Genomic DNA, 25,535 nt, shown 5'->3' with positions numbered 1-25,535 from the left:
CCAGAATCAGTCAGCCCAAGCCGGTCAGCCCAGAAGCTTCTGGCGCAGGAACTCGACCATCGTCCGAACGAGCTCTCGCTTCGAGTCGGCCCTGCGGTACTCGTGCCCCTCCCCGGCCAGCTCGAGGTACTCCACGTCGGCGCCGCGCTCGCGCAGGGCCGCGACGATCTGGTGCGACTCCCCCACCGGCACGTTGGTGTCGAGCTCGCCGTGCACGACCAGCAGCGGTGCGACGATGTCGTCGGCCCGGCCGAGCGGCGACAGCTCGGCGAGCAGCTCCGCGTCGTCGACCGGGTGCCCGTACTTGGTCGTGGCGGCCGCCGCGATCCACGGCTCGGTGTCGCGGTAGAACGTGTGCAGGTCGCTCATGCCGCAGACGGCCACGCCGGCGGCGAAGACGTCGGGCGTGAAGGCGAGCGACGCGAGCGTGGCGTAGCCGCCGTAGGAGCGCCCTTCGACGGCGACGGTGGAGGCGACGGCGAGTTCCTGCGCCAGAAGCCAGTCGCGGCAGTCGACGATGTCGGCGTGCGCGTTCCAGCGGAGGGCGAGGTCGTCGGCGTGGACGAACTCCGAGCCGAAGCCGGAGGATCCCCGGATGTTCGGCGCGAAGACGGTGATGCCGGCGGCGACGAGCGCCTGGTGCTGGGGCGAGAAGGCGGGGCGCTCCTGCGACTCGGGGCCGCCGTGCAGGTGGATCATCGCGGCGGGCGGGCCGTCGCCTGACGCCGCGCGGTACAGCCACCCGGTCAGCGTCAGCCCGTCGCGCGCCGTGAGGGTCTCGAGCGTCGGCTCGACGAGGCCCTCGGGCAGCTCGGGCCCGTCGGTGACCGGCGACCAGGCGTGCGTCGAGGTGTCCAGGCGCCAGAGCGCGCGCGGGCGGAGCGGCCCCTCGACCGTGAGGAGCACGCTGCGGCCGTCGCGCGAGATGACCGGGTTGGTGACGACCTGGCCGGGGAGGCCGTCGACCCGGGTGCGCTGGCCGGAGGCGGTGTCGAGCAGGTCGATCTCGCTGCGTCCGGCGGCGTTCCAGACCAGCAGCAGCACCCGCCCGGCGTCGTCGGCGTCGAGCTCTTCGAGCTCCGCGTCGTCGCGGCCGGCGAGAACGTGCGACTCGCCGCGCCAGCCGTGCGGGCCGAGCGGCATCGCGACGAGCTGACGCCGAGGCAGCCCGGCCTCGGTGGCCAGGTAGGCGATGAGCGGGCTCGACTCCGACTCGGGCGAGGGCCGGATCAGCGCCGTCTCGGCCGACCCCGCCCACGGCTCGACGAGCAGCGGGTGGTCGTCGTCGGTGAGGCGGTCGACCACGACGACGAACTCGTGGCCGCGGCCGCCGTCGCGCAGGATCACGAGACGCTCCTCGACCGACACGTCGAGGATGTGGATCAGCTCGCCGGTGGCCAGGTCGTCACGGGCGCCCGACTCGGGGTCGACGAGGTAGGCGCGAGCCGGCTGCTCCGGCTCGGTCGAGGGCAGCGTGACGACGACCCGGTGGCCGCTGCGCGACCACGGTCCGAGCTCGGCGTGCTGGTCGCGCGATCCGGCGATGCGCTGCGCGTCGGAGCCGTCCGGCCGCACGACCCAGACCTGCTGGCGCACACCGCCGTCGGTGGCCACGGCGACGGCGAGCCAGGCGCTGTCGGCCGACCATGAGACGGCGATGACGGGGTCGTCGCTCAGGGTGATGCGGTGCGGGGTCGGGAGAGTTCCTGCGCTGATGACGTCCTGGACGAACACCTCGGGAGAGCCGAAGCGGTCGCTGACGAAGGCGACGCGACGGGCGTTCCGGGTCATGGTCGGGCCCCAGGAGCCCCACGCGCCCACGAGCTGGTCGACGAACGGATCGGCGACGGTGGTCGAGGTGGTCACGAGGTCACCCCCTGGGCCTGCAGCCACATCTCGAGGGTGGCGAGCTGCCAGAGGGCGTTGGAGCCGAGGGTGGTCCGGGCGTCGTTGGGATTCGCGAGCATCGACTCGACGGTAGCCGGGTGGAAGAATCCTCGCTCGCGGGCGGCAGGATCGAGCAGGGCGTCGCGCACCTTCTGCAGGTAGGGCCCCTCGAGCTGGCGGATCGCCGGAACCGGGAAGTACCCCTTGGTGCGGTCGATCACGGCGTCGGGGACGATGCCGCGGGCGGCCCGCTTCAGGACCCCCTTGCCGCCGTCCTGCAGCTTGAGCTGCGGCGGGATCCGCCCGGCCAGCTCAACGAGCTCGTGGTCGAGGAAGGGGACACGCGCCTCGAGCCCCCACGCCATCGTCATGTTGTCGACGCGCTTGACCGGGTCGTCGGTCAGCATGATCGACGTGTCGATGCGCAGCGCCGCGTCGACGCTGGTCTCGGCGCCGGGCCGGGCGAAGTGCTCGTCGACGAACAGGGAGGGCACGTCGGTCTCGGCCAGCCACTCCGGGCGCAGGATCCGCGGCATGTCGCGCCAGCGCCGATCGAAGAACACCGACGCGTACGCCTCGGCGGCACGGGCGCGCGGCACGCCGTTCAGCGGCGGGTACCAGTCGTAGCCGCCGAGCACCTCGTCGGCACCCTGGCCCGACTGCACCACCTTGATGCTCTTCGACACCTCCTGGCTCAGCAGGTAGAAGGCGACGCAGTCGTGGCTCACCATCGGCTCGCTCATCGCGGCGATGGCGCCGTCGATGCCGGGCAGCAGCTGGTCGCCGGGGATCGGGATGCGGTGGTGGTCGGTGCCGAACTCCTTCGCCACGATCGACGAGTACTCGAACTCGTCGCCCGACTCGCCGCCCGCCGACTCGAAGCCGATGCTGAACGTCGCGAGGTCGGTCTGCCCGGCCTCGGCCAGGAGCGCCACGACGAGGCTCGAGTCGATACCGCCCGAGAGCAGCACTCCGACCGGCACATCCGACACCATGCGGCGCTTGACGGCGGTGCGGAGCGAGTCGATCAGGGCGTCCTGCCAGTCCTGGTCGCTCCAGCCGGCCTCGGCCTCGTCGCGAGCGAACGCGGCCTCCCAGTAGAGGGTGTCGGAGTGCTCGCCGGTGGGCTCGACCACGCGGATCGTCGCCGGCGGCAGCTTCTTGACGCCGTTCAGGATGGTGCGCGGCGCCGGCACGACCGAGTGGAACGTGAGGTACTCGGCCAGCGCGTCGACGTCGATCGAGGTGTCGGTGCCGCCGCCCGCCAGGAGCGCCGGCAGGGTCGAGGCGAACCGGATCCGCTCGGGCGTCGCGTCGTAGTAGAGCGGCTTGATGCCGAGGCGGTCGCGCACCAGGATCAACCGGCCCGACCGGTGCTCCCAGATCGCGATGGCGAACATGCCGAGCAGGTGGCTCGCGAACCGCGTGCCCCACTCGGCGTAGGCCTTGAGGATCACCTCGGTGTCGGAGGTCGAGAAGAAGTGATGCCCCTTGCGGCGCAGCTCGTCGCGGAGCTCGACGTAGTTGTAGATCATGCCGTTGTAGGCGATCGTCAGCCCGAGCTCGGCATCGACCATGGGCTGCGCGCCGGCAGGGCTGAGGTCGATGATCGAGAGCCGGCGGTGCGCGAGGCCGATCGGTCCGCGCGTCCACAGGCCGTCGCCGTCGGGGCCGCGATGCACCTGGCAGCCCGACATCCGGCTGAGGGTCGCAGGATCCGCCTGCCGCCCGTCGAACCGCAGCTCGCCCGCGAGCCCGCACACGTCAGGCCTCCCCGTCGGAGCCGGCGTCCGGCCCGATGATCCAGGTGTCTTTCGCGCCGCCGCCCCGCGACGAGTTGACGACCATGCTGCCCTCGGGCGCCACCCGGGTCAGGGCGAAGTCGGCCAGGCGCGCCTGCGTCGGCCCGACCCCGGTCAGGTAGACGAAGGCGCGGAGGTCGACGTGGCGCGGCTCGAGGCCGGTCGCCGTCAGGGTCGGGTGCGACGAGAGCGTCACGACCTCCTGCGCCACCCAGCGGGCCGGGTCGGCGGCGATCTCCGCGCGGCGCGCCGCGACCTCGGCCGCGTTCGCGCTCGGGCCGATCAGCACGCCGTGGCCGCCCTCGCCGTCGACCGGCTTCGTGACGAGCTCGCCGACGCGGTCGAGCACGCTCAGCTTCTCGGCCTCGTCGCTCAGCCGATACGTCGGCACCGACTCGAGCTTCGGCTTCTCGTCGAGGTAGTACTCGATCAGGTCGGGCACGGCGACGTACATGGCCTTGTCGTCGGCGAGGCCGTTGCCCGGGGCATTGGCGAGGAAGACGTCGCCGGTGGCGGCGACGTCGATGATGCGCGCGCCGAGGTCGGGGTCGGCGGGGGTTGCCAGTTCCAGCACCTCGCCGTCCATGCGGAGGTAGAGCGCGTCGATGACCTCGCCCGTTGCCGCGTGCCGCACGCGGTGGCCGTCGACTGCGAGGTCGTCGGCGGTGACCAGGAGCAGTCCGGCGCCCTCGGCCAGGGCCTGGTGCTCGAACCAGGCGCCGCTGCCGGGCCCGCTGCTCAGGACGGCGCCCACCGGCTCGGGGTTCGTGCTGTGAGCGAGGAGCGTCTCGCGCAGCAGGGCGAAGACCGTCTCGGGGTTCAGGAGTCCGGCCGGGCGGGGCGCCTCGGGCACGACCTCGTCGAGGAGGTGGCGGACCGCCACGGCGTAGGCGGCGCCGCTCGGGCTGCGGACGTTGTCTTCGAGCACGCGCCAGCCGCCGAACTCGTTGCGGATCAGGTCGAAGCCCTGGACCGGCGCACGGACGGTGCCCGTCGGCAAGAGGGAGGCCTCGACGCGCCAGCCGCTCGCGTCGACGACCTGGGCCTCGCTCAGGACGCCGTCGGCGACGATGCGCCGGGATCCGTAGGCGTCTTCGAGGAACGCCTCGATCGCCCGGGCGCGCTGTGCGAGCCCGGCGGCCAGCTGCTTCCACTCGTGGTGCGTGACGATGCGCGGCACGAGGTCGACCCCGAAGCCGCGGAGCTTGTCGTCGACGACGAAGCTCAGGCCCCTCTTCTGCGCCCACTCGTCGCGACGCTCGTTCTTCGCGCGGATCGCCTCGGCGTCGAGCGTGCGGAAGTAGCCGCCCACGTCGGCGTAGGCCGGGCGGGCCCGGAGTCCCGGCCCTATCGCCTCGTCTCCGGCACGGAACCGGTAGCCCCGGATAGTCGGTGTCGTCGGCAGGTCGCCGGCGGCGGGCCCGTGCGTCTCTTTCACGACCTGGTCGACGACGTCGTCGAGGCTGCCGTGCTCGGCGAATGCGGCGCGCTGGCGGTCGGCCGAGTTGCCGCGCGCCAGGGTCTGCTCGATCAGCCCCTCGACGTCGTGCCAGTCGCCGAGCTCCTCCAGCTGCGGACGGAGGGAGGTGGCGAGCGACCGCACGGCCTGCGCCGCCGGGAGCCGCTCGGGGTGGATGCCCAGCCCGAGCAGCTCGCCCGTCAGGCCGGCGCGGGCCGCCTGCCACATGGCGGCGCGGTGCAGGGGCGCCGCGCGCTGGCGGTCGGGCCGGCCGTCGAGGATGTCGATCTCGGCCTTGCGGACGGCCGCCCGGAAGAGCCCCGCGATCAGGACGGCATCGTCGACGATCGGGCACGCGTCGCAGGTGCGGAGCTCGAGCGTCGGCGCGTGCGACGACGGCCGGATGTCGAAGTACGCCATCTTGGCGTCGGCGATTACGCCCGAGCCGATGAGGTCTTGCACCATGCGGTCGTACTCGGCGGCGCCCGACATCGGGCCCGTCGCGCCGGCGCTCGGCCAGCGCTGCCAGATGATCGAGCGGATGCTCGCGTAGCCGGTGTCCTGCCCGTTCCAGAACGGGGAGCTCGCGCTGAGCGCCAGGAGGCCCGGGAGGTACGGGGCCACGCGGCCCATGATCTGCACGGCGAGATCGCGGTCCGAGACCCCCACGTGCACCTGAAGCCCGCAGATCAGCTGCTCGTCGACGAGCATGCGGTACTGCTCCTGCATGCGCCCGTAGCGGCCCGTCGTGGTGAGCTCGAAGTCGGCGAACTCGGAGCGCGGGGCGGTACCGGCCGCGGCGATCGCGAGATCGTTCGCGGTCGCGACCTCGACGAGGTCTCTGCGCAGGGCGAGGATCTCGCGGCGCAGATCGGTGAGGTTCGTGACGACCGGCACGTTGGTCTCGACGGTGGTGCGCTGGAGCTCCGCCCCGTACTTGTCGGGCGGCAGCTTCGACAACAGCTGTGGCGCACGCGCGGAGAGCCTCTTCGTCTCGAGGTCTATCAGGTGGAGCTCTTCTTCTGCCCCCAGGGTCAGCTCTGCGCTCATTGCTCGAACCTAGTCGGGTTCGTCTACCAGCGGTAGGACTCTTGGGGGTTCCTCATGGAAGTGGCGGGTCGGCCCCGCCGGATCGGCCCGGCCCCGCCCGGCCGGCGTCGCGCGCCGCTCACCCCCGCCGGATCGGCCCAGTCCCGCCCGGCCGGCGTCGCGCGCCGCTCACCCCCGCCGGATCGGCCCGGCCCCGCCGAACACCCAGCGGGCACGTGCCGATTCGGCGGGCATGAGCCTGACGAGCAGCTCGGCCCCGCCCGGCCAGCGTCGCGCGCCGCTCACCCCCGCCGGATCGGCCCGGCCCCGCCCGGCCGGCGTCGCGCGCCGCTCACCCCCGCCGGATCGGCCCGGCCCCGCCGAACACCCAGCGGGCACGTGCCAATTCGGCGGGCATGAGCCCGACGAGCAGCCCAGCCCAGCCCCGCCCGGCCGGCGTCGCGGGTCGCTCGCCCCCGCCGGATCGGCCCAGCCCCGCCGAACACCCAGCGGGCACGTGCCGATTGAGCGGGCACGAGCCCAACGAGCAGCCCAGCCCAGGCCCGCCCGGCCGGCGTCGCGCGCCGCTCACCCCCGCCGGATCGGCTCGGCCCCGCCGAACGCCCAGCGGGCACGTGCCGATTGGGCGGGCATGAGCCCGATGACCGGCTCGCCCAAGGCCGAGACTCATAAGCCCCCGCCTGATATCGCCCAGATATCAGGCCAGGGCTAATACCCAGCACAGCCCGGCGAGGGCGAAGGCGCACGCCCAGCTGACGAGGCTCCCGATCAGGAAGTACTCGGCCTGATCACCGCCCGACGCCTTGTTGATCTCGGGGAACCGCACGATGCCCTTGGCCGCGATCAGCGCCGCAACGACCGGCCACGCCCCGGCCAGCGTGAAGCCGGCGAGCAGCAGGCGCTCGATCGGGCCGATCATGCGGCCGCCCTTGAGAGGTTCGGGTCGCGGCTGCTCCGGAGCCGGCGCCTGTCGCCACCGACGCTTGGCGACGGCCGGCGGAGCGCTCGCCTTCTGAACGCCGGTCGGCAGCGCCGACGTCACGATCACGTTCGCCGACTCGATCAGGAAGAGCGCCGAGCCGATCCCGGCGACGACGGCCGCCAGCGGCACCGGGCACAGGAACTCGAGATGGTCACCCCGGTACCAGTCCCCCACGATTCCGCCCGCTTCAGCGCCGACGCCCCCGCCGAGCACCAGGGCCGCCAGCCCAGCGGCCAGACCCGCCACCGGAAACCACCGTCCGACCGCGCGCGACGCCCGGCCCGACCGCGTCGTCGCGATCCACACGGCGGCTCCGACGACCTCGATCAGGACGCCCCAGAGAGGCAGGCCGAGCCCGAGCCACGCGACCCACGCGATGAGCGCCCAGGCGACGGCGACGGCGACGATGGCGCGGCCGCGCCGACTCGGAGACTGGTCGCGGGTCGCGGCACGGACGATGTCGGCGACGCCGATCAGGGCGAGCAGGATGGCAGCGAGCATCAGGCAGACCCTTCCTGAGCGACCCGCGCGCCGCCGAGCAGCCGCAGGCCGTCGACGAGCGCCATCGCTCCCGACGACTGCAGCGACTGCGACACAGCCGACTGCGTGACCCCTTCGACGCGGGCGATCTCGGCCTGGGTGCTGCCGTGGAGCACTCCGAGGGCGACCCGTCGGGCGCGGGCGTTCATCCGCGACACGATCTGGTCGCGCGCGAGGAAGTACGAGTTCACGAGCCGCTCCTCCGGGCCGCCCGGATCGGTGGACGACACGAACCAGGATCGCAGGCTCGGGTTCTTCGCGTCCTCCCGCCGGTGCGACTCGTTGATCGCGTCGCGCGCCGACCACCAGCCCGGGCCGTCCTGCAGCGGACCCCTGCCGCCTTCTCCGATCGGACGCACGAGGCCGGCCCCGAGGCCGAAACGCAGCTCGAGCCCCGCCGGGAGCCCGAGCATCGCCGCCGTCGTCGCGACGACCGCGTCGCCGAGGGCCGTGTAGACCACCTGGAACTCGTCGCCGACCGTGGCCTGCAGCGGATCGGCGGCCTCGACACCCGACTCGGCGAAGGCGGCCTCGATGAGGCGCTGAGCCCCGGCCCGGTCGGCCATGTCGCGGGAGTTGACGATGTCGCCGATGACGGCGATCACAGATGAAGCGTCCATCCCGTAAGCATATCGCTTATTTCTGCAATTTATAAGCCCCTAGCTAATTCCCGCACCCGCCGAACGCGCGGGTCTAGCGGCCGCCGACGAACGGCGACACCGGCGCCGCCATCGTCGGGCAGGCGGCCAGGATCCTGGCCATCGCCTCGTGCTCCGCGGGAGTGACCCACAGCGCGTACTCGACCTTGACGCTGACCTGGTGGGCCACGTACGTGCATCGGTACGACTTGTTCGCCGGGAGCCAGGACGCCGCGTCGGAGTCGCTCTTCTGCTGGTTCGACGGCCCGTCGACGGCGAGGAGGTTGACGGGGTCGTTCGCGAGCGAGACCCGCTGGGCCTGCGTGAGCTGCTGCGCGCCGGTCTGCCACGCGTCCGAGAGCGCGACCATGTGGTCGATCTGCACCTCGGCCGAGGTGTCGTAGCCGCGGGTGAACGCGATCGTCTCGCCGGTGTAGGGCGATGCGAGCGTGCCCGACTCGACGTCGCAGTCGGCGGCGATGTCGGTCGCGGTGAGGTCGCGCGTGAGGATGTCCTCGCGGGTGTCGCAGCCGTTGCGGTCGACGTCGGTCCACGCCTCGCCGAAGTCTCCGACGCGGTCGTAGCCGGTGCTCGGAGCCCGGCCCTTCACCGGCAGCGTGGCCAGGAGCGCCAGCGCCGTCGTGTCGAAGACGGCGGGGTCGGTCACGACTGGCGATTCGTCGCCGACCGCGCCCGAACCCGAGCCGGAGCCCGTGCCCGTGCCCGTGCCCGAACCGTCGCCTGACGAGCCTCCGTTCGACTCCGTGCCACCCGACGAACCGCCCGTGGCCGCCGACGAGAAAGCGTCGGCGATCGGCCCGAGAAGGCCGTTGTGGACCGCGAGATAGCCGGCTACGACGAGGACAAGCACGACGACTAGGGGCCGCGGCGAGCGCTTTCTTCTCCGACGGGCCACGTCGCCCAGCCTATCCAGCGAGGGGCCCGTGTCGGCCAGCCCCCGAGCGGGGCGCGTCGCGGCTGCCCGACACCGCTGTACGCCTCGATTCGGCCTTTTCTGAACGCCGCGGACTGCCGGATAGGCGGATCGCCTGGGCTTAGGCCTCGAACGGCCTCCCCCACTCACGGGGGTGTGCCCGGCGCCCGCCGTCGGCGACGATAGACGGACCGGACGAGTGGGTTCGGACGACCTCAGGGGGAACACGTGACACACGGCGGCTACGCGGTCATCGACTTCGAGACGACGGGCTTGTGGCCCGCGAAGCACGATCGGGTCGTCGAGATCGGCGTCGTGCTCGTGTCGGCGAGCGGCGCGGTCGAGGGCGAGTTCGAGACGGTGGTGAATCCGGGGCGCGATCTCGGTCCGACGCACATCCACCGGCTGCGGGGCGCGGACGTCGCCGACGCTCCGGTGTTCGCCGACGTGGTGGGCGAGTTCCTGGACCTCCTGGTGGGTCGGGTGGTCGTGGCGCACAATGCTCGCTTCGAGGTGGACTTCCTGCGTGCCGAGCTCGCACTCGTCGGGCTGGCGTCGCCGCTCGACACCGGCGACGCCCTGTGCACGATGAAGCTGGCGACGCGGTACCTGCCAGGTTCGGGCCGCCGCCTCGCCGACTGCTGCGCCGCGTTCGACATCGAGCTGACGGACGCCCACGAGGCTCTCGCCGACGCCCGGGCCACGGCACGACTGCTGGCCGAGTACCTGCGGGTCGGCGCCGGGGACGCCGGACACTGGGACGAGTGGGGAGAGCGGGCGAAGTTCCTGCGCTGGCCCATCACCTCGTGGCCGGGTTCGCCGGCGAAGGCTCGGCCGCGCACGGCGGCTCTCGCGGGTGCTCTGACACCTGTACGGTCGCTCGAGCAGGCGGCGACACGACTCCCGGCACTCGACACGACGCACGGCGAGTCGCAGTACGCCGCGATGCTCGACCAGGCGCTGTCCGACGGCTACCTGTCGCTCGACGAGGCCGACGCGCTGCGCGACCTGGCGCTGAAGCTCGGCATCGACGCCGTCCGTCGCCGGGTGCTGCACGAGGACTACTTCCGGGCGCTCGTCGACGCCGTGTGGATGGACGGCATCCTGACCTCCGACGAGCGGGCGGAGCTCGACTCCGTGGCACGGATGCTGGATATCTCGAACGAGATGCAGCAGGCCGCGCTCGTCCCGCCCGCGCCAGGCGGCTTCGGCGCGACGCTGAACCGAACCGACAACGTCGAGCTCAACCCCGGCGACGTCGTCGTACTGACCGGCGACATGTGGCTGCCGCGCGGCGAGATCGAGAAGCGCCTGGCCGCCCACGGCATCGTCGTGTGGCCGGCGATCACCAAGAAGACGGCGCTGCTCATCGCCGCCGACCCGACGTCGCTGTCGGGCAAGGCGCGGAGGGCCCGCGACTACGGCATCCCCGTCGCAGCCGAAGAGGACCTGAAGCGCGTTCTCGCGTAGCTGATCCTGCGGCTCAACCCACCGATCCGGCGTGAACTAACCGATCCGGCCCAGGCACAAGTCCGCGGACGGGCGGATTGGCCGACCGAGCAGGCTTCGCCGTTGGGCGCTTGACTTGCCTAAACAACATAGCTAGGTTAAACCGCATGGAACCACTCCAGCGCATCACCCAGCCCACCCGCGACGTGCTCGCCGCCCTGCTGCAGGGCGGCGACGAGCCCGTCTGGGGCCTGCTCATCATGAAGAGCACGGGCCGACCGTCAGGAACGATCTACCCGATCCTGGAGCGGCTCGAACGCCACGGGTGGGTGCTCGCGTCGTGGGAGGCCGACACCGACCGCCTCGGCCCGCGTCGCCGTTTCTACGAGTTCACCGCCGACGGCCGCGTGGCCGCCGCCGAGGTGCTCGCGGCTCAGGCTCCGGCCCCGAGGCCGTCCCGAGCGGCGGGTGCAGCCGGCAGCACGGCGTCCGGAACGGCGGCCACCGCATGAGCCGCCTCGCCGGGCGCATCGTCGCCGTCGCCGCCGCGCTCTCCCCCGCCGAGCAGCGCGGCGAGCGCCGCGAGACATGGCAGGCCGACATCCGGGATGCCACGTCGCTCGACCTCTCTCCCACTCGAATCGCCCTAGGAGCCCTGTCCACCGTGGTCCTCCATCCGTCGCCCCGCCGCGAAGCCCGCCTGCCCATCGCCGCGCAGCCGCACACGATCCGGACCATCCCGGTGCTCGTGGCCGTGGCCTTCCTCTCGGTGCTTGCCGGCGGCGCGCTGATCGCGCTCCTCGGCCGGTACAGCGGGTCGCCGTCGCTGGTCACGGCCAAGTGGATGGCGCTCGGACTGCTGTCCGCAGTTCCTGCGCTGGCTCTCATGGGCGCAGCCCCTCTCGTCGAGGGCGCCTCGCGTCGCGCCCGAGCCATCGCCTGCGTCGCCTTTGCCGTTGCGACGTTCCTCTTCACGGCCCCGCTCACAGGCGCGCTGCGCTCGACCTGGATCTGCACCGCCCTCGCCGCGGCCCTGGCACTCGGCACCTGGCTCGCCCTTCGTGGCCGGCTGCGCTCGTCGTGGTTGCTGATCGTCGCGCCCGCCGTGGCGACGTTCGCGGTCGAGCTTCTCGTCCCTGCGACCCTGACGCTCCCGTCGACGCCGGTAGCCGTGCTGACGATGGCCTACTGGGGCCTGACGCTCGTGCCGTTCGCGGTCGTCGTCGCGTGCGTGCGGCTGGCCGTCGGCGCTCCCGTGGCGGGTGCCGGGCGCGAGGCTGGGCCCTCCCTTCCGGCCTAAACCGGCCGATCACCGCCGCACCGCCGCCCCGTAGGCTCGACGCATGATCGACCCCTCCGACGTCCTGGCCCACTGGGGCTGGGTCTACGACACCGACGACCGGGGCCCGATGAGCGGCGAGTTCGCACTCCAGACCGACGGGTCGCTCTTCATCCGGTCGGGCGGCTCGAGCAGCCACCGGGGCGAGACGACGTGGCGGTTCAGCGACTGGACTCCCTTGCGTGCCTGGGAGCCCGTCACCGACGCCGACGCAGCGATGGCCGCGATCAAGGAGCGCTACTACTCGCTCGCGGCGCCCGGCCCTGTGCCCGTCGACGCCACGGAGGCCGGGCCGTTCCCCGGCCACCCGGAGAGAGCCCGCTACCTCTAGCACCCCCTCCCTCAAGCCCGGCCGCACTACCCGCCGAATGCGCACGATCGCGTAAATTGGCCCCGTGCCCATCCCCTACCGCGACTCCTCCGACAGGCTCCTCACCGACTACCCGCGACCGAGCGTCGCCGTCGATACGGCCGTGCTGACGGTGACCCCGGAGGCCGAGCTCGGCGTGCTCCTTGTCCGCTCGGAGGCTGGCGGGTGGCGGCTGCCGGGCACGTTCCTGCACCCGGGAGAACGTCTCGTCGACGCGGTCATCCGCGCCCTCGACGTCAAGGCCGGAGTCCGCGGGCTCGCCCCTCGCCAGCTCCACGTCTTCGACGAGCCCGACCGAGACGATCGCGGCTGGGTGCTGTCGGTGGCGCACCTCGACGTCGTGCCCTTCGATTCTCTGGCGCAGGATCCCGACCGCGCCACGATCGTCCCCACCGCCGCGCTCGAGGCCTGGCTCCCCGCTCCCCTCCCCTACGGCCACGCGCAGATCATCGCCGCGGCCGTCGCCGAGCTCCGCGCCGAGTACGCCGAGCGCCCCGACCCGGGGGGCCTGCTGCCGGAGCCGTTCACCCTCAGCTCGCTGCGCCGCCTCCACGAGGCGGTGGCCAGCCGCCGTCTCCTGCCGGACTCGTTCCGCCGCCTGATGCAGCCGCAGCTGGCCCCCACAGACGACGTCTCCGAGGGCTCGGTCGGCAAGCCCGCGCGCCTCTTCCGGCGCGCGCCCGCCGCCTGACCCCCGCGCTCGCGCCCGACGACATTTTTGTCACCCCACGACACCGCTTTCACCCCACGACACCGCTTTCGCCCCACGACACCGGCGATATCTGGTGTCCTCCGGCGATTCCGGTGTCAGGCCGTCGCCCGCGGCGCGGCGCGGCGCCGCTCGGCGAGCCGACCGACCGACCGACGGACCGCCCGCTAGCCCAGCAGCCCCGTCGACACCCCGACCAGCACGAAGATCCCGACGGCGATGAACACCGCACCGCCGACCGCCATGAGCGCCGGCGACTGCGTGTTCGGGCCGACCCGGATGCCGCGCCGCTCGCGCTGAGCTCGAGCCGCGCGAGAGATGTGCCCGCGGAAGAGGATGAAGCACACCTCGAACACGATGGCGAGAGGCCCCCACACCAGGGCGAAAACGTGAGCGTCCATCCCTCGACTCAACCGCACGGGCCAGACGAACGCCCGGCGGGCCTTCTGCCGAACTCGTTCCGCCTGACCCCGAGCAGGTGTAGCTTGCCCGTCATGGCTGCGAAGAGACGCATTCCGAACCTCCACCCGTGGTGGCGCGTGCTCGGCGGCGTCGTGGCCCTGGCCCTCGCCGTCGCGGCGATCGTGATGTTCGCGCTTCACGAGCACGACGCGCAGAAGGTCTTCGACGTCGGCGCACTCGTGGGAGCAGCGACAGCCGTCTCGTGGGCGATCCTGCGGCACCGGTACGAGCCGCCCGACGACGAGCCGGCCGACTCCTAGCCCAGCCGCAACGTCACGTCTGCGATCAGGACAGAGCTCTCCCGCTCACAGCGGATCGCGCTCGTTCAGCTCGGCGAGCGCCTGCCGGGCACGCTCGACACGGTCGCCGACCGGTTCGTCCCACCAGTACGGTCCGCGCTCTCCGAGGCCGTGCTTGGCCAGGCCGACGCGATCCCGCGCCTCCCGCTCCGCTTCGGACTCGCCCGCCCTCTTGGCCACGCCGACGGCCGACCGGGCCCGGCCGAGGTGACGCTTGAGGTCGTGGACGACCTCGTCGGGCAGTTGGGGGTCGGTGCGACGCCACCGTCGCCCGCCGATGACGAGCCATCGCTCGTCATCGTGAGGCATTTCTGAAACCTACGCGCAGCCCGTGTGCGCGGCCTACTTCAGGTTCTGCCGGGGTACGACGACCTCGCGCAGGATCAGCATCGCCGCCGCCGCTACCGGCACCGCGATGAGCGCTCCGAGCACTCCGAGGAGCGTTCCGCCGACGAGCGCGGCGATGACCACCATGGCGCCCGGCACGTGCACGGCCCGACGCATGACCCGCGGCGCCAGGAGGTACGCCTCGACCTGCATGTAGACGAGGTACCAGATGCCGAGCACGATCCAGGTCGACGGGTGCGTGGGCAGCAGGGCGAGCTGGGCGAGCACGATGACGGCGGCCGCGGAGACGGTGCCGACCAGCGGGATGAGGGCGCCGACGAAGGCGACGAATGCGAAGAAGGCGGGCAGCTGGGCACCTGTGATGCTGAGGATGATGAAGCTGCACACGCCGTTCAGGAGCGCCAGGGCGACCTGGCCGAGCACGTAGCGCCCGACCGACTCGCTGATCTCCTCGGCGAGGCGACTGAACTCCGGTCGCCCGGAGGCGGGCACCAGCGCGTACAGGCCCCGCTTCATGCTCCGCAGCGACGCCATGAAGTACAGGGTCAGGATGATGACGGCGATGGTTCCGGCGACTCCGTTGCCGATCGCGGCGCCGACGGCCAGCAGGCCGCCGCCGATGGTCGCCAGGTTCTTCGGATCCGTGACGAACGACACCCCGCTGTCGACGAGCGACTGGATGTCGAGGGTCGATTTCGGCACGAGCTCCTGGATGCTGTCGATGATGCCCTGGGAGGTCGTGTTCTGCACGTAGCTCGCGAGGTTGCCGATGAGCGTGCTCGTCTGCGAGATCACGGTCGGGACGATGGCGAAGACGATTCCGGCGAGCGCGATGAGGACCCCTACCGTGACGATGGTCACGGCGAGGGGTCGCGACAGCTTCCGGCGTTCGAGCCAGACGACGAGCGGGTCGAGCCCGAGGGCGAGGAAGAGCGCGATGCCGATGTACGTGATGACCGTGGTCAGGTGGCCCAGGGCCGTGCCGATGACGATGGCGGTCAGGACGCCGAGGCCGCCCACGAGGCCGAGACGGAAGGCGGAGTGAATTCGCACGGGGTTCTCCTCCGGCGAGAAAGCGGGCTTGTGCTCCGGCCGGTCGGAGCGCGCCCTGTGGCGAGACCGCCGACCTCCGACCCTATCGACGTCGCGGCCGTCGCGACCGCCTCCTCAGTCGGCGTCGACGCCCGTCACCGCGATGGCTACCCCCGGCGCGATGAGGAGGTCAGTGGCACGATACGATCCCTCGCCGTGGTTGACCCGGAGCCAGAACGGCTCCCTCGCGCTGACGGCTCTGGCGATCTGGGCCTTCACGTCATCGAGATCGACGTCTGCCACGGTGTAGTCGACCCCGCCGTAGGTGATCGATACGCGCTTCATCGAGCGGCCGGAGCATCGCCGGCGGGGCCATGCGGCTCGGGAAGCACCTGCAGGCCGTGCGGAGCGTTGGCGGACTGCTCGAGGAGGCCCAGCCACTCGCGGTTCAGCCCGGGCATCCGCGAGCCGTAGAACTTGAAGACGAGAGAGATCGTCGGATGCACCCAGATGGTCGTCCGGCCATCGCCGACGCGCTGGTCGTCTTTCCACGAGAAGTAGAACGACTCGTTCCGCCTGAGCTTCGAGCCGATCACGACCTGGAGATGCCCCAGGGTCCTGTCGTCGAATTCGACGCTCAGCGCCTGGCCGTACGTCAGATTGCCCATGAGGCACCTTCATCCCGCTGGCGAGGGTCGCACGGAGTGCGACCCGCTCGCACGCTGCAGGCCCTCATGGTTGCACAGGCTGTCGCTGTTCGGGGCATCGCCTAGTAGTCGGTCGGGTACGCATCGTCGATCTCGGGGTCGTCTTCCGTCAGGGGTCGTGGCATGCCCAGTGCGGCGGTCAGGCGCTCGATGTCGGCCACTACGCCGGCATCCTCGACGTCGTCGTAGTCGCTGGGCTCGGGGACCATCAGGAGCTGACTCGCAGGGCCGATCAGGATCTTCGCGGTCGCCGTCAGGCCCGACGCGAGAACGATCGGGAACGAGACCAGGTCGGACTTCTCGTTCAGCGCGAGCGCCTGCGCGTAGCGGCCGATCGCGTCGGCGATGCGGTCCCCCGTCACGATGGAGCCGGACGCATAGGTGATTCGCTGCACAGCGTCCTCTCGTCTACCTGGCCGGCTTCGAATCAGGCGAAGCCGGCCAGGATCACCAGACGAACGGTCGTCGTCGGCCACGTCGACGCTACGGGTAAACGCGGCCGGGGATGAGGGTCTTGACAGTTCCTGCGAATCGCTTCGTTCTCAGGAGGCGCCGCCCGACGCGGGCGGGTTCTCGGCGAACCAGCCGATGAGCTGACTCAGGGCGAGCGACGTGCCGCCGCGCGCGGAGCCGTTGCCCGAGATGTCGTCGAAGGCGGTGCGGTAGCCGGGGATCTCGTCGGCCATCGTGTCGGTGACGGGGCGGTACGCCATCGTCCACTCGGGGAACCGTCTCTCGGGCAGGATCTCCTCGAGCTGCGTCTCGACCTGACCGTGGCGGGGGTCGGCCTGGATGATCGCCATGCGTTCGCGGACGACGTCGAGGGGCCCTTCGATCAGCTGGAGGAAGTACCCGTCGCGGTAGAGCAGAAGCCCTGTGAGGCCGAGCCGCTTGTTGTTCGATCGGCTGTTCATCAGGAGGACGGCGAGATCAGCGTCCGTGAACTCGGTGGTGGCGACGCTGGAATAGACGATTGACAGCAAGTAGAACCCTTCGACTCGCTGAGGCTACTGCGTCACGGCGCCGGCGGGCGGCTCACCGTCTGCGCGTGCCCCCGACCCCCGGCACCGCCGACACCTGCCGCATCCACTCGGCGACCTGCACCTCGTCGAGATCGGCGAGGGTCCGCAGCTCCACTCCGCGCGTCGCCTTGCCCATCCCGGTCGGGGTCACTGGCGGAACAGGATCGAGCACCATCGCCGCGTTCATGAACATGAGCTTGACGTGGCCCGCGAACCCGCCGCTGCTGAAGCACCAGCCGTCGCCGACGCCGTAGTACGCCATGCCCCACTTCACCGACCGGTGGAGGCCGGGCAGGGTCGAGGCCGCCAGCGCGTCCACCGCCTCGGCGACGCCGTGCTGCGGTTGCGGAAGGCTCTCGATGTAGGCGAGCACCGGGGCGTCGCCGTCGGCGGCCTTGGCGGGGCTGGCCCGCCCTGTCATGCCCTCTGGCAGCACGAACGGTGCGGCTGCGTCGTCTTCGGGCTTCATATCGTCATTCCTACCCCCGTGCCGGGCCGCCGGCGTGGCGCCATGGCGTCCGGCCTCTCCTCTGGGCCGCGCCCCGCCTCGGCGACACCGCTTTCGCCGCCCGACACCGGCGATATCCGGTGTCGGCGTGCGTCTCCGGTGTCGCCCACCGCCGCCACGCGCGCATGGCGCCTCGACTCCCGGGAGTCGCGGCGGGTATGGCATCTCGGCGCCGAGTTCACGATCGATCTCGATCCGATGGACGAGTTCATGTTTGTCGAGCTCCACGCCGGGACCTACCGCTACGACCCCTGGGGGTCCGGGCGCTTCGTCGAGGCAGGCGGCTCGCTCGTGATGCCTCCGGGGCAGGCGATGAGATTCACCATCGATCATGCCGACGTGTCGACGTGCTCGTTCTCGTCCGACCTCATGCACGAGACGGCGAGACAGGTCTTTGATGTCGATGAGGTCAACCTGATCGAGGGGGCCGTCGCCCCTGTCGATGCGGCGAACGCCTGGCTGTGGCACCAGACGATCACCAGCTACCGGCGGGGCGTGCTCGGCAGACGCGACATGTACGAGAACGACCTGGTGCGCCGGGAGTCGGCCCGCTATCTCATCGTCAGCGCGATCAACGGGTTCGGCCTCGTTGCTGCCCCCGTCCGCAAGGCCCGCGGCAGCGCCGCCGCGCGGTCGCCTACGTCGACGACCACGTGCAGTCCCCTCTCACCGTGCAGGACATCGCGTCGGCAGCCCGCCTCTCGGAGCACGGTCTGCTGCAGGCGTTCCATCGCGAGCGGGGTCAATCGCCGATGCAATACGTCCGGGCCGCGCGGATCGCGGGCGCGCACGCCGCCCTCGTCGCGGGCGACCCCACGCGAGGCGACACCGTACGACGAGTCTCCGCGGGAGACACTGCACCGGTGACGGGGCAAGGAGGCCGACCGTGGAAGACAGACAGGGCGGGAGCTGGTGAGGCTCCCGCCCTCGACTCAGAGACCTGATCCATCCGTTGAGGCGTGCTCAATCGTCTCAAAACCGCCGAAAATCACCGCATCGCACGACGCCAGATCGGTCCGATTTTGTTCGCTCTGGGCGAACACTGCGCCGTCTCGTGCGGTGTTCGTCCGGTCGGTGCGGTATCTGTCGGCGAGCTACTCCGATCTGCGTTCGCCCGAAGCGACGCGTTGTCGAATTATCCGCGCGAGGGAGAGCACTCACCCCTGACGAAGGACTCCCCTCGGCGGCCCCACGGCGAGAGTGGACGCATGCACACAGCAGACGTCGCCGGCAGCCCCGTATCGGTGCCCGCACGAAGGCCGCCGGGCTGGCCGAGTGCCGTCGCCAGCGTCCTCGCCCTCCTCTGCGCGGGACCAGTCGGCTGGCTCGTGCTTCTCGCGATCCTCGTCCCCGCAGATCGAGGCGAGGAGTCGGCGGCGGTCGCCCTCGGCATCGTCACTGGCAGCGTCTGGGCTGTGCTCGTCGTCATCTCAGCGCTCCTGGCCTTCGCCGGCCGCAGGCGCCGCGGCGCTGTCCTCTTCGTGCCGCCGCTGCTCATCAGCCTCGCCATCACGCTCGCTCCGCTCGTCGCGGTGTCCGCCTAGGGCCCGCCCGCCACGCGGTCGGTGAGACGATGACAGCGTGACGGACACCCTCGACCCCGCGCTCGTCCCCGAGCTGCTCGTCACCGACCTTGATCGGAGCCTCCGGTTCTGGTGCGACCTTTTCGGCTTCGACATCAGGTACTCGCGGCCGGCCGAGCGGTTCGCGTACATCGCACTCGGCTCCGCGCACCTCATGCTGGAGCAGATAGGCGTCGGCCGAAACTGGGTCACCGGCGCCCTCGAGGCCCCACTCGGCAGGGGCATCAACTTCCAGATCACCGTCCCCGACGCCGGCGCCCTGGCCGAAGCCCTGAACCGCGCCGACGTCGAGCTGTTCCTGGAGCCCGAGACGAGGTGGTACCGCGTCGGCGACGAGGACGCCGGTGTCCGGCAGTTCCTGGTGCAGGATCCCGACGGCTACCTCGTCAGGTTCCAGTCGTCGGTCGGGCGCAGGCCGGCCTCCCCCTGATCGACTCCAGAGGCTAGATTCTCCCGACCCGGTGAGCCGATGCCGGATGCGAGTCGGAGACGAGACGCTTTCCGTGACCTTGGAATCGCTCGCGGAGCGTCGACGTGGTGAACGGCAGAGGCGCCCGTCCGCGAGTGCGCAGCTCGGGCAGCAGCTGGTCGAGGATCTCGTCGTAGGTTCCAGGGTTCGTGTACGTCTCCATCAGGAATCCGTCGACTCCGGTGTCGTTCGCGTACTGCTCCATACGGTCGGCGACCTCCGCGGCGGTGCCGACGAGGATCATGCCGCGAACGCCTCGGGTCTTCAGCTCGTTCAGGATCTCGCGCACCGTCCATCCGTCGAAACGGCGCACGTTTGACTGGCTCAGCTCGTCGTTGCCTGCCGGGATCGGCTGGTCGGGATCGAGCGCGAGGAGGTCGACTCCCGAGTAGTGCGAGAACTGCGACGCGGCGATCTCCTCCGAGTGGAACGAAGCGAACTCCTCGTACTTCGCGCGGGCCTCGTCGGGGGTGTCGCCGATAATCACGGTGAGGCCGACGAGAATTTGGATCGCGCTTCCGTCGCGGCCAGCTGCGTCGGCCCGCTCTCGGATGTCCGCGACCGAGGCCGCGTCACCCTCGACGGTCGTCCCCTGCAAGAAGACGCACTCCGCGTGGGTGGCGGCGAACTCGCGACCTCGCCCCGAGCTCCCCGCTTGGAAGACGAACGGCACGCGCTGGGGCGACGGCTCGACCGAGAACACTCCTTTGGAGCGGAAGAACGGTCCGTCGTAGCGGACGGAGTGCACCTTCGCAGGATCCGCATACGTGCCCGACACCCGGTCTTTCGGCACCGCATCCGCCTCCCAGCTCCCCTCGAAAAGCCGGTAGCTGAGGGCGAGGTAGTCGTCGGCGCGATCATAGCGCTCGTCGTGCGGGACGAGGTCGCGACCGAACGAGTCCGCGGCGGCCTGCGCCCCGGCCGAGGTCACGACGTTCCAGCCGATCCGGCCCTTCGAGATGTGGTCGAGCGTGGCGAAGCGGCGGGCATTCGCGTACGGCTCCTCGAAGATCGTCGATGCCGTCACCACGACCGGCAGGTGCTTCGTGACCGCGAAGATGGCCGGTACAACGGCGAACGGGTCGGCGGCCGGGATGTGGTCGCCCATTCGGATCGCCGTGTCGGGCACGACGCCATCGACGGCCGGGCTGCCGTAGCTGTCGGCGAAGAAGAGGAAGTCGGCGTGCGCCTCGTCGAGACGCCGGGCAAGCGACATCCAGTACTCGAGGTCGAGGTAGTCCGAGCCGCGGTTGTCAGGGTGGCGCCAAGTGGCACCCGTCATGCCGTTCGGATTCATGTGCTCGAAGAACCCGATGACGAAGGGCGCGGGTGTGCTGGATGCGGAGTCGGTCATTTATGAACTATAGAGTTCATTAATGGCGCGTGTCTATCGCCTCGCCGGGACTCCGCCGAGCAGCGCCACAGCCGCCGCATGATGGGCTTCGGCAAGGTCGCCTCGACCCGCACCGCTGAGCAAAGCGATCTGCAGGCCGCTCCAGAGGGCCGAGAGCGACCGCGCGACGGGCTCGGGCTCGGGGATGCCCGCGCCGGCCACGGCGTCCACGAGCAGGGAAGTCATCCTCATTTTGCTCTGGTCGAGAAACGCCTCGTAGGTCGACGGGTCTTCGATCGCGCGCCCCAGCTGGGCGAAGTACAGGCGATGCCACGACTCCTGCGCGGGGTCGGCGATGTGCGCCCAGGCGGCGTCGAGGCGATCGACGAGAGCGCCGTCGCCATCGAGGATATCGATGAGGCGGGTGGTGAGCTCCCGACGCGCGATGATGTCGCCCACCGCTTCCCGGACGAGCTCGTCGAGCGACGAGAAGTGATAGAGGAGCATGCGCCTGTTCGACCCGATGCCCTCGGCGAGTGCCGTCAGGGTCAGGTCGAGGAGGCCGTGACGCAGGATGTACCGCTCGGCGTTGCGCAACAGCTTGTCGCGGGCGACGGGGCCGCTCGTCATTGATCACTCCCCTGGCTCGTCCGGCGGGGTCTCCAGCGTTGTGGACCCGCAGACGAAAGACTAGGCGAGCACGAGCACAATCGAGCTCATTCGCCCTTGTCGGGGTCGTTGCCTCAGCTCATCAGCAAGTAGCGCCACCTGGTGTCCGTCACGTCACCGGAGGGCCGCTGCTTCGAGTGTCGGGCGATATAGCCCACGACCGTGAGCATGTTCTGGTGGTCGTCCTTGCTCACGTCGGGTTTCCTGTTCTGGTGTGGCATCTCGTCGTGCCATGATCGAGAAATCGCGCTCGAGAAATCGGCGCGGGACACTGTTCTACCCGAACTCAGTCGTCGCTGTCGACGGTGTTCGTGACGACGGCGCCGGTGCTGCTGTCGAGACGGATGCTGTGCTTGGCGCCGGCCGCGTCGACGACGTCGCCCTCCCAGACGGTCTTCCCGAGGTGGTCGTCCAGACCGAGCTCGACGACCGTGCCTGCCACGGTGGCCGTCATCGTCGACGCGGCCTTCGCGTAGCCGATGCCCGAGGCGGCGACGAACGCCTTGTTCTCGGCGAGGTCCTCGGCGTCCGTCGGCTTCTTCGCGGGACCGGCGGTAATCGAGGTGCCATCCGCGCCCGTGTGGACCTCCTGCTCGGCTCCGTCTGACGTCGCGACCAGGATCTCCCACGACGTCGCGCCGGCCTCCTGCTCGATCGACAGGATCGACCCCCCGGAGACCGCGGCCAGGGCGGTCTTCGCAGCCGTCGTCAGGGCCCCGGCGTCCGAGGCGCTCGACGTAGCCCCGGGTGCGGGCGACGAGGTCGTGGCAGGAGCCGAGGCCGCGGTGGTCGGCGAGCTCCCCGAGCCTGCGCCCTGATCGGCGGTGGAGGTCGAGCAGCCGGCGAGGGCGAGAGCGCCGACCAGGGGAAGGGCGACGGCGAGGGCGATGGTCTGGGGCTTCTTCGTGGTGAACATGCGTCCAGAGTGCCGGGGCGATGCTTAAGCGGAGCCTAAGCGGCAGGAACTCGCACGACGAACCGCGCCCCGCCCCCGTCGGCGGTCTCGACCGCGACCGTCCCCCCGTGCGATCGCACGACCGACTCGACGATCGCCAGGCCCAGCCCCGACCCGCCCGAGTCGCGGTCGCGGCCCTCGTCGAGGCGGACGAACCGGTCGAACACCCGCTCGCGGTCGGCCTCGGGGATACCGGCGCCGTCGTCGTCGACGATGAGCATCACGGTGTCGCCGGCGAGCGCCGTGCTGACACGCACCCGGCTCCCGGCGTGGCGCGCCGCGTTGTCGACGAGGTTGCGGACGGCCATCGTGAGCAGGCGCTCGTCGCCCGTCACCCGGACGGCTGCGACCTGGGAGCTGTCGACGGCCACTCGCCCCAGGGCCCGGACCCGCGACGCCTCGGCGAGGACGACGTCGTCGAGGTCCACCGCCGAACGGGTGCTGGGCGCGATCTCGTCGAGCCTGCTCAGGAGGAGGAGAGAGTCGACGAGTTCCTGCTGCCGGGTGCCTTCCGAGAGCACGACGTCGGCCAGCTCGCTGAGGCTCGTCTCGTCGGGGTAGAGCCGTGCGAGCTCGGCGTGCTGGCGCACGGTCGCGAGGGGCGAGCGGAGTTCGTGCGAGGCGTCGGAGACGAAGCGCTGCTGCGCCGACTGGGCTGCGTCGAGGCGGCCGAGCATGCCGTTGAGGGTGCGGGCGAGGCGGTCGACCTCGTCGCCGGTTCCGGGTTCGACGACGCGGTCGTGGAGCCCCGCACCGCGGATGGCCTCGGCGTCGAGCCGTATCCGCTCCACGGGGCGCAGCGCCCGGCCGACGACGATCCAGGTCAGGATCGCCATGGCCACGACCACGATCGGGACCACGATCACAAGGAGCTGGATCACGGTGGAGACGGCGTCGTCGGCATCGTCGAGGGATGCGCCGACGACGAGGATCGCGTCGTCGATGCCTGCCGCGTCGACGTCGTCGGAGACGAGCAGCCAGCGCTCGTCGTCGCGGACGACGATGGCGCCGTCGTCGGTCGACAGCGTCGAGCCGCCCGCGTCGTCGCCATGAGCCACCACGGAGCCGCTGTCGGTCTGGAGCTGCACGAGCAGGTCGTCGTCCTGACCGGTCACGACGCCCGCCCCTTCGGTCTCGACGCGGCTGGAGATGGTGCTGAGGGTCTGCTCGGCCGCCGACCTGACGCCGTCGTGCAGCGAGTGGCGGAGGACGACCACGAACGCGGCCGCACCGAGGGCGCCGACGACGAGCGCGATGAGAGCGACCCAGGCCGTGGCGCGCGTTCGGATGGAGCGCCGTCGGCGCGCGACGTCACTCATCGCCCGTGCCGAGTCGGTAGCCGGCGCCGCGGACCGTCTCGATGGTCACGGTGCCGTACGGACGGTCGAGCTTGCGTCGCAGGTGCGCGACGTACACCTCGACGATCGACGGATCGCCGTCGAAGTCGTCGTCCCACACGCCGGCCACGATCTGGCGCTTCGACACGACGTGGCCGGCATTGCGGGCGAGGAACTCGAGCACGGCGAACTCGCGGCTCGTCAGGTCGATCTCGTCGTCACCCCGGTGGGCACGGCGGCGGCCCGGATCGACCCGGAGGTCGCCGATCTCGTGGACGACCGGACGCGCCGGCGCACCCCGCCGGGCGAGCGCGCGGATCCGAGCCACGAGGACGGGGAACGAGAACGGCTTCGTGACGTAGTCGTCGGCGCCGGCATCGAGAGCCTCGACCTGATCCCACTCGCCGTCCTTGGCGGTCAGCATGAGCACGGGCGTCCAGTTCTGCTCGTCGCGCAGCGCCCGGCACACGGCCCAGCCGCTCATCTTCGGCATCATGAGGTCGAGCAGGATCGCGTCGTAGGTGTTCTCGCGCGCGAACCAGAGGCCGTCGACCCCGTCGTGGGCGACGTCGACCGCGAAGCCCTCGGCCATCAGCGCGCGCCGCACTCCGTCGGCCAGGCGCTTCTCGTCGTCGACTACAAGGATTCGCATGCGACCACCTTGCCCGACGCTTCCTTGCGCGCAGCCTAAGCGGGCGGAGTCAGGACACCGGCAGCCGCCCCGCGCAGGGCCGCGACGAGCGCCTTCGCCATGCCGCTGCCGGCGCTCCCGCGGCGGACCGCGATCGAGACGCGGCGGTGGCCGTGCCCGTCGAGGGGCACCGTGACGACGTCGGAGCGGTGCCGTACGGCGAGCTCGGGAAGCACGGCCACACCATGACCGGCGGCGACGTGACCGGCGACCAGGTCGAACGTCGAGAAGCGCGCGGCGACGGTCGGCTCGAAGCCGGCCCGGCGGCAGAGGCGCGGGACCAGCTCGCCCAGGAAGCTGCCCTCCCGGTCGAGCACCCACGCCTCGTCGCGTAGCTCGACGAGTCCGCTCACGCTCCTCGGTGCACCGCCTGGCAGCACGATCATGAGCGGGTCGCTGCCGAGCGGCAGCAGCACGACGCCCGGGTCGGGCCGGAACGAGCCGTCCTCCTGATCGAACGTGACCGCGACATCGCACTCGCCCCGCTGCAGGGCGGCGACGCTCTCGTGCGGCTCGAGCTCGACGAGCTCGACCCGCAGGGCCGGATGCGCCGCGACGACGGCCGAGCGGGCGGTGGCGAGCAGCGGAACGACCGAGCTGGCGAACCCGGCGAGCCGCACGTGTCCTGAGACGACGCCGCGGGCCTCGCCGACCTCGACGGCGATCGACTCCAGCCGGTCGAGCAGCTCGCGAGCCCGGACGACGAGGAGCTCGCCGAGCGGGGTGAGGCGGATCCTGCGCCCTGATCTCTCGAACAGGACCGCACCCGCCTCGCGCTCGAGGACGGCGAACTGCTGCGACACGCTGGACGGGCTGAGGCGGTGCTCGTCGGCGACGGCGCGCACCGTGCCGAGGCGGGCGAACGACTCGATGAGGCGGAGTCGTTGCGGATCGAGCGTCGGCCTTGTGCGGTTCATCCGAACAGCGTATGCGGAAGAGAGTGCTGGTCCCGCACAACGGC

30 protein-coding genes are annotated in these 25,535 nt (G+C 71.1%); 9 read left to right on the top strand and 21 right to left on the bottom strand.

Annotated features, from left to right (window positions below; genetic code table 11):
- Positions 1-24: 24 nt before the first annotated feature.
- From EDF46_RS00515 to EDF46_RS00490, 6 genes are all read right to left on the bottom strand, one after another.
- Positions 25-1,866, bottom strand: coding sequence for a prolyl oligopeptidase family serine peptidase (locus tag EDF46_RS00515; protein ID WP_233579729.1), 1,842 nt, complete (start codon positions 1,864-1,866; stop codon positions 25-27).
- Entirely contained in the window at positions 1,863-3,650 is a 1,788-nt protein-coding gene (locus EDF46_RS00510) for an N-acetylglutaminylglutamine amidotransferase (RefSeq protein ID WP_123504337.1), read from the bottom strand. Before EDF46_RS00510 ends, EDF46_RS00515 begins: the two co-directional genes overlap by 4 nt.
- Before the next feature lies 1 nt (position 3,651).
- Complete coding sequence (locus EDF46_RS00505) at positions 3,652-6,198, bottom strand: carboxylate--amine ligase/circularly permuted type 2 ATP-grasp protein (RefSeq protein ID WP_123504336.1); 2,547 nt, start codon at positions 6,196-6,198, stop codon at positions 3,652-3,654.
- 697 nt (positions 6,199-6,895) lie between these two features.
- On the bottom strand, positions 6,896-7,681 hold the full coding sequence (locus EDF46_RS00500) for a hypothetical protein (protein ID WP_123504335.1): 786 nt from the start codon (positions 7,679-7,681) through the stop codon (positions 6,896-6,898).
- Positions 7,681-8,340 carry a SatD family protein gene (locus tag EDF46_RS00495; RefSeq protein ID WP_123504334.1) on the bottom strand — a complete coding sequence of 220 codons (660 nt, stop codon included), beginning with the start codon at positions 8,338-8,340 and terminating at the stop codon, positions 7,681-7,683. The genes EDF46_RS00500 and EDF46_RS00495 overlap by 1 nt, the downstream gene beginning before the upstream one ends.
- Before the next feature lie 73 nt (positions 8,341-8,413).
- Positions 8,414-9,229: an HNH endonuclease family protein gene (locus tag EDF46_RS00490; RefSeq protein ID WP_199738166.1), complete on the bottom strand. Its 816-nt coding sequence runs from the start codon at positions 9,227-9,229 to the stop codon at positions 8,414-8,416.
- A gap of 291 nt (positions 9,230-9,520) precedes the next feature.
- On the opposite strand from EDF46_RS00490, the gene EDF46_RS00485 reads away from it, so the two are divergent.
- From EDF46_RS00485 to EDF46_RS00465, 5 genes are all read left to right on the top strand, one after another.
- On the top strand, positions 9,521-10,762 hold the full coding sequence (locus tag EDF46_RS00485; protein WP_123504333.1) for an exonuclease domain-containing protein: 1,242 nt from the start codon (positions 9,521-9,523) through the stop codon (positions 10,760-10,762).
- 146 nt (positions 10,763-10,908) lie between these two features.
- Entirely contained in the window at positions 10,909-11,253 is a 345-nt protein-coding gene (locus tag EDF46_RS00480) for a PadR family transcriptional regulator (RefSeq protein WP_123504332.1), read from the top strand.
- Positions 11,250-12,041 (top strand): hypothetical protein, encoded by a 792-nt coding sequence (locus tag EDF46_RS00475; protein ID WP_123504331.1) that lies wholly within the window; start codon positions 11,250-11,252, stop codon positions 12,039-12,041. Before EDF46_RS00480 ends, EDF46_RS00475 begins: the two co-directional genes overlap by 4 nt.
- A 43-nt stretch (positions 12,042-12,084) precedes the next feature.
- Positions 12,085-12,411: a hypothetical protein gene (locus EDF46_RS00470; RefSeq protein ID WP_123504330.1), complete on the top strand. Its 327-nt coding sequence runs from the start codon at positions 12,085-12,087 to the stop codon at positions 12,409-12,411.
- Between the two features lie 64 nt (positions 12,412-12,475).
- Positions 12,476-13,141: an NUDIX domain-containing protein gene (locus EDF46_RS00465; protein WP_123504329.1), complete on the top strand. Its 666-nt coding sequence runs from the start codon at positions 12,476-12,478 to the stop codon at positions 13,139-13,141.
- A gap of 185 nt (positions 13,142-13,326) precedes the next feature.
- On the opposite strand, the gene EDF46_RS00460 is transcribed toward EDF46_RS00465, so the two are convergent.
- Entirely contained in the window at positions 13,327-13,560 is a 234-nt protein-coding gene (locus EDF46_RS00460; protein WP_123504328.1) for a hypothetical protein, read from the bottom strand.
- A gap of 93 nt (positions 13,561-13,653) precedes the next feature.
- Between EDF46_RS00460 and EDF46_RS00455 the strand changes: the two genes are divergently transcribed.
- Positions 13,654-13,881, top strand: a complete 228-nt coding sequence (locus EDF46_RS00455) for a hypothetical protein (RefSeq protein ID WP_123504327.1) — start codon at positions 13,654-13,656, stop codon at positions 13,879-13,881.
- 45 nt (positions 13,882-13,926) lie between these two features.
- On the opposite strand, the gene EDF46_RS00450 is transcribed toward EDF46_RS00455, so the two are convergent.
- The 7 genes from EDF46_RS00450 to EDF46_RS00420 all read right to left on the bottom strand — a co-directional run bounded on the left by EDF46_RS00450 (position 13,927) and on the right by EDF46_RS00420 (position 17,498).
- Positions 13,927-14,229 (bottom strand): biopolymer transporter Tol, encoded by a 303-nt coding sequence (locus tag EDF46_RS00450; protein WP_123504326.1) that lies wholly within the window; start codon positions 14,227-14,229, stop codon positions 13,927-13,929.
- A 33-nt stretch (positions 14,230-14,262) separates the two neighbouring features.
- A complete protein-coding gene (locus EDF46_RS00445) occupies positions 14,263-15,321 on the bottom strand; it encodes an AI-2E family transporter (protein WP_123504325.1) in 1,059 nt (352 codons plus the stop codon).
- Positions 15,322-15,435: 114 nt separating this feature from the next.
- A complete protein-coding gene (locus EDF46_RS00440) occupies positions 15,436-15,645 on the bottom strand; it encodes a hypothetical protein (RefSeq protein WP_123504324.1) in 210 nt (69 codons plus the stop codon).
- Positions 15,642-15,968 carry an ATP-dependent DNA ligase gene (locus tag EDF46_RS00435; RefSeq protein ID WP_123504323.1) on the bottom strand — a complete coding sequence of 109 codons (327 nt, stop codon included), beginning with the start codon at positions 15,966-15,968 and terminating at the stop codon, positions 15,642-15,644. The genes EDF46_RS00440 and EDF46_RS00435 overlap by 4 nt, the downstream gene beginning before the upstream one ends.
- Before the next feature lie 101 nt (positions 15,969-16,069).
- A complete protein-coding gene (locus EDF46_RS00430) occupies positions 16,070-16,402 on the bottom strand; it encodes a hypothetical protein (RefSeq protein WP_123504322.1) in 333 nt (110 codons plus the stop codon).
- 147 nt (positions 16,403-16,549) lie between these two features.
- Positions 16,550-16,990: a BLUF domain-containing protein gene (locus EDF46_RS00425; protein WP_123504321.1), complete on the bottom strand. Its 441-nt coding sequence runs from the start codon at positions 16,988-16,990 to the stop codon at positions 16,550-16,552.
- A 52-nt stretch (positions 16,991-17,042) separates the two neighbouring features.
- Entirely contained in the window at positions 17,043-17,498 is a 456-nt protein-coding gene (locus tag EDF46_RS00420; protein ID WP_123504320.1) for a DUF1801 domain-containing protein, read from the bottom strand.
- A gap of 138 nt (positions 17,499-17,636) precedes the next feature.
- Between EDF46_RS00420 and EDF46_RS18605 the strand changes: the two genes are divergently transcribed.
- The 3 genes from EDF46_RS18605 to EDF46_RS00405 all read left to right on the top strand — a co-directional run bounded on the left by EDF46_RS18605 (position 17,637) and on the right by EDF46_RS00405 (position 19,550).
- Complete coding sequence (locus EDF46_RS18605) at positions 17,637-18,404, top strand: hypothetical protein (protein ID WP_233579724.1); 768 nt, start codon at positions 17,637-17,639, stop codon at positions 18,402-18,404.
- Positions 18,405-18,745: 341 nt separating this feature from the next.
- On the top strand, positions 18,746-19,081 hold the full coding sequence (locus EDF46_RS00410) for a hypothetical protein (RefSeq protein ID WP_123504318.1): 336 nt from the start codon (positions 18,746-18,748) through the stop codon (positions 19,079-19,081).
- Positions 19,082-19,118: 37 nt separating this feature from the next.
- On the top strand, positions 19,119-19,550 hold the full coding sequence (locus EDF46_RS00405) for a VOC family protein (protein WP_123504317.1): 432 nt from the start codon (positions 19,119-19,121) through the stop codon (positions 19,548-19,550).
- 13 nt (positions 19,551-19,563) lie between these two features.
- Here the strand turns inward: EDF46_RS00405 and EDF46_RS00400 are convergent, their stop codons facing one another.
- The 7 genes from EDF46_RS00400 to EDF46_RS00370 all read right to left on the bottom strand — a co-directional run bounded on the left by EDF46_RS00400 (position 19,564) and on the right by EDF46_RS00370 (position 25,491).
- Entirely contained in the window at positions 19,564-20,943 is a 1,380-nt protein-coding gene (locus tag EDF46_RS00400; protein WP_123504316.1) for an NtaA/DmoA family FMN-dependent monooxygenase, read from the bottom strand.
- 33 nt (positions 20,944-20,976) lie between these two features.
- Positions 20,977-21,552, bottom strand: a complete 576-nt coding sequence (locus EDF46_RS00395; RefSeq protein ID WP_123504315.1) for a TetR/AcrR family transcriptional regulator — start codon at positions 21,550-21,552, stop codon at positions 20,977-20,979.
- Positions 21,553-21,665: 113 nt separating this feature from the next.
- A complete protein-coding gene (locus EDF46_RS00390; protein WP_123504314.1) occupies positions 21,666-21,812 on the bottom strand; it encodes a DUF3140 domain-containing protein in 147 nt (48 codons plus the stop codon).
- 65 nt (positions 21,813-21,877) lie between these two features.
- Entirely contained in the window at positions 21,878-22,507 is a 630-nt protein-coding gene (locus tag EDF46_RS18225) for a PepSY domain-containing protein (protein WP_158614120.1), read from the bottom strand.
- A gap of 35 nt (positions 22,508-22,542) precedes the next feature.
- Positions 22,543-23,865 carry a cell wall metabolism sensor histidine kinase WalK gene (locus tag EDF46_RS00380; RefSeq protein ID WP_123504313.1) on the bottom strand — a complete coding sequence of 441 codons (1,323 nt, stop codon included), beginning with the start codon at positions 23,863-23,865 and terminating at the stop codon, positions 22,543-22,545.
- Positions 23,858-24,535 carry a response regulator transcription factor gene (locus EDF46_RS00375; protein WP_123504312.1) on the bottom strand — a complete coding sequence of 226 codons (678 nt, stop codon included), beginning with the start codon at positions 24,533-24,535 and terminating at the stop codon, positions 23,858-23,860. Before EDF46_RS00375 ends, EDF46_RS00380 begins: the two co-directional genes overlap by 8 nt.
- A gap of 35 nt (positions 24,536-24,570) precedes the next feature.
- Complete coding sequence (locus EDF46_RS00370; RefSeq protein ID WP_123504311.1) at positions 24,571-25,491, bottom strand: LysR family transcriptional regulator; 921 nt, start codon at positions 25,489-25,491, stop codon at positions 24,571-24,573.
- Between the last annotated feature and the right edge of the window lie 44 nt (positions 25,492-25,535).

Source organism: Frondihabitans sp. PhB188 (assembly GCF_003752365.1).
Lineage (GTDB): Bacteria > Actinomycetota > Actinomycetes > Actinomycetales > Microbacteriaceae > Frondihabitans.
This window is presented reverse-complemented; position numbering and strand designations above follow the sequence as displayed.